This is a genomic window from Hydrogenophaga sp. (assembly GCF_028698005.1).
Taxonomy (GTDB): domain Bacteria; phylum Pseudomonadota; class Gammaproteobacteria; order Burkholderiales; family Burkholderiaceae_C; genus Hydrogenophaga.
This window is the reverse complement of sequence record NZ_JAQVEJ010000248.1, coordinates 1-2,975: the sequence shown is the minus strand read 5'-3', so window position 1 is coordinate 2,975 and position 2,975 is coordinate 1. Positions and strand designations below refer to the sequence as shown.

General features: G+C 70.1%; 3 protein-coding genes. All 3 read left to right on the top strand.

The window, feature by feature from the left end:
• Positions 1-1,033, top strand: a 1,033-nt coding sequence (gene tsaD, locus PHQ87_RS15515; protein ID WP_300236358.1) for a tRNA (adenosine(37)-N6)-threonylcarbamoyltransferase complex transferase subunit TsaD, incomplete at its 5' end; no start/stop codon positions are given.
• Positions 1,034-1,227: 194 nt separating this feature from the next.
• Complete coding sequence (locus PHQ87_RS15510) at positions 1,228-2,472, top strand: branched-chain amino acid ABC transporter substrate-binding protein (RefSeq protein WP_300236360.1); 1,245 nt, start codon at positions 1,228-1,230, stop codon at positions 2,470-2,472.
• Positions 2,473-2,519: 47 nt separating this feature from the next.
• Positions 2,520-2,975: aminotransferase class I/II-fold pyridoxal phosphate-dependent enzyme (locus tag PHQ87_RS15505; RefSeq protein WP_300236356.1), on the top strand; the 456-nt coding region annotated here is incomplete at its 3' end.

Here is a 2,975-nt window from a genome sequence, read left to right as displayed (position 1 = left end):
CACGCCGCGCCTGCTCGGCCACGCGCTGCACAGCCAGATCGAGATGCACCGTGCCTACGGTGGCGTGGTGCCCGAGCTGGCCAGCCGCGACCACATCCGCCGCGTGCTGCCGCTGGCCGATGCCGTGATGGCCGAGGCCGGCCGGCCGCTGTCGGCCATCGACGCCGTGGCCTACACGCGCGGCCCCGGCCTGGCCGGGGCGCTGCTGGTCGGCTCGGGCGTGGCCTGTGCGCTGGGCATGGCGCTGGGCAAGCCGGTCATCGGCATCCACCACCTCGAAGGGCATCTGCTCTCGCCTTTTCTCAGCGCCGATCCGCCGGTGTTTCCCTTCGTCGCGCTGCTGGTCTCGGGTGGCCACACCCAGCTCATGCTGGTTGACGGGGTGGGGCGTTACGAACTGCTGGGCGAAACCATCGACGATGCAGCCGGCGAGGCCTTCGACAAATCGGCCAAGCTGCTCGGTCTGGACTACCCGGGCGGGCCGGCGCTGGCGCGCCTGGCGCAGGCGGGCGACCCCCAGGCGTTCCGTTTCCCGCGGCCGCTGCTGCACAGCGGCGACCTCGATTTTTCCTTTGCGGGCCTGAAGACGGCGGTGCTGACCCAGGTCAAGAAGCTGGCCCATGCACGCCCCGAAGGGCCGGCCACCAGTCGCCTGGCCGATCCGTTGACGCCGCAGCAAAGGGCCGACGTCGCTGCCAGCGTACAGGCCGCGATCGTTGACGTGCTGGTGAAAAAATCGCTGGCGGCACTGGAGGCCACCGGCCTGCGCCGCCTGGTGGTGGCCGGCGGTGTCGGTGCCAACGCCCGGCTGCGCGCGCAACTTGATGCGGCCTGCCAGCGCCGCCAGGTGCGCGTGCACTACCCCGAGCTGCACCTGTGCACCGACAACGGCGCCATGATCGCGCTGGCGGCCGGCCTGCGCGTGCAGGCCGGGCTGGCCGACGCCGCCCTGCACCAGCCGGACTATCGCTTCGACGTCCGCCCGCGCTGGCCGCTTGCCGAGCTGGCACCGGCGCCCGGGGCCGCGGATTGAGCGGGTCGGGCGAAGAAATTACACTCCCTATCTGTCGCCTATGTGACACGCACGTGTGGCGCATGCCGGTGACCGGCCGCCTCCATGGCCGGTGCGGCGACTGCATTCCAGACATTCCGGAGATCGTTTTGCACAGCACTTCACTGCTTTTCCGCCCCGTCCGCCGCGCGCTGGCCGCGCTGGCACTCGCCGCCCTGGTCACCGGTGCCGCCCAGGCCCAGGCCCCCGCCACCGCACCCGCGGGCGCACCGATCCGCATTGCCCTGATCGAGGCCCTGTCCGGGCCGCTGGCCAATACCGGCGAGGCGGTCTACCGCAACCTGGTGTGGGCCACCGAGCGGGTCAATGCCCGGGGCGGCGTCCGGTTGCCCGATGGCCGGCGGCCACTGATCATCGACCGCTTCGACAGCAAGGGCCAGACCGAGGAGGCCCTGTCGGGCCTGCGTTCCGCCGTTGACAAGGACATCCGCATCGTGGCCCAGGGCAACTCCTCGGCCGCCGCGGCCGGCCTGGTCGATGCCATCAACAAGCACAACGAACGCGACCCGGCACGCCAGGTGCTGTTCCTCAACTACTCGGCGGTCGATCCGATCCTGACCAACGAAAAATGCAGCTACTGGCATTTCCGTTTCGACGCCCACGCCAACATGCGCATGAGCGCGCTCATGAGCGTCATCGCCGATGACAAGGCCTTGCGCAGCATCTACCTCATCGGTCAGGACTACAGCTTCGGCCAGGCCGTGCTGCGCGAGGCGCGTACCCAGCTCGGTCAGCATCGCCCCGACGTGAAGATCGTGGCCGAGGAGCTGCACCCGATGGCCCGGGTCAAGGACTTCGCGCCCTACGCCATGAAAATCAAGGCCAGCGGCGCCCAGGCCGTGCTCACCGGCAACTGGGGCAACGACCTGACCCTGCTGGTGAAGGCCGCGCGCGAGGTCGGCTTCGACGGCATGTTCTATACCTTCTACGGCAACGCGCTGGGTGCGCCCGCGGCGCTGGGCGATGCCGGCATCGGCAAGGTCGTGGCCGTGGCCGACTGGTTCCCCAACGTGCCCACGGCCGAGTCCGAGGCGTTCTACCAGTCCTTCCGCCAGCGCTTCCCGAACCCGGCCGACGACTACGTCCACATGCGCATGCAACTGCTGGTCGAGGCGCTCGCGCAGGCCATCGAGCGCGCCGGCCAGGTGGATGCCGCTGCCATCGCCGCACAGCTCGAAAAAGCACAGGTGGACCTGGCCGGGCAGGGGGGCCGGATGCGCGCGGCCGACCACCAGTTCCAGCAGACCCTGGCAGTGGCGGTGATGGACCGCCAGGGCGCGCCGGGCGTCAAGTTCGACGTCGAGGGCTCGGGCTACGGATTCCGCGTGATCCGCCAGCTCACGCCGCAGCAGGCCGAGCAGCCCACCACCTGCCAGATGCGCCGGCCCGAAGGCCGCTGACACTTCGCCGACAATACCGGGCTTGCCCACAACAGCGAAGAGACGGCATGAGAGCCCTGGTCGAAAACCTGGAGGAATCCAGGATCCGCGAGGTCGCCAACGAAGGCATGGGGCGCGAGGATGTCCTGCGCTTCTGGTTCGGCGAAAGCGACGAGGTCAGTCCGGAGCCCGTGAGGGCGGCGGCGATCGCCTCGCTGCAGGCCGGCGAGACCTTCTATGCGCACAACCTCGGCCTGTCCGAGCTGCGCGAGGCCATCGCGGCCTACACGGATGCCCTGCATCCCGGGCGCGGCGCCGGGCACTGGCACGAGCGTGTGGCGGTGACCTCCGGCGGCGTCAACGGGCTCATGCTGGCTTGTCAGGCGCTGCTCGAAGCCGGCGACGAGGTCGTGGCGGTCACGCCGGTGTGGCCGAATCTGGTCGCGCAGCCGGCCATCCTCGGCGCGCATGTGCGGCGCGTGCCGCTGGTGCCGAAGGCGGGTGCCTGGACGCTCGACCTCGAT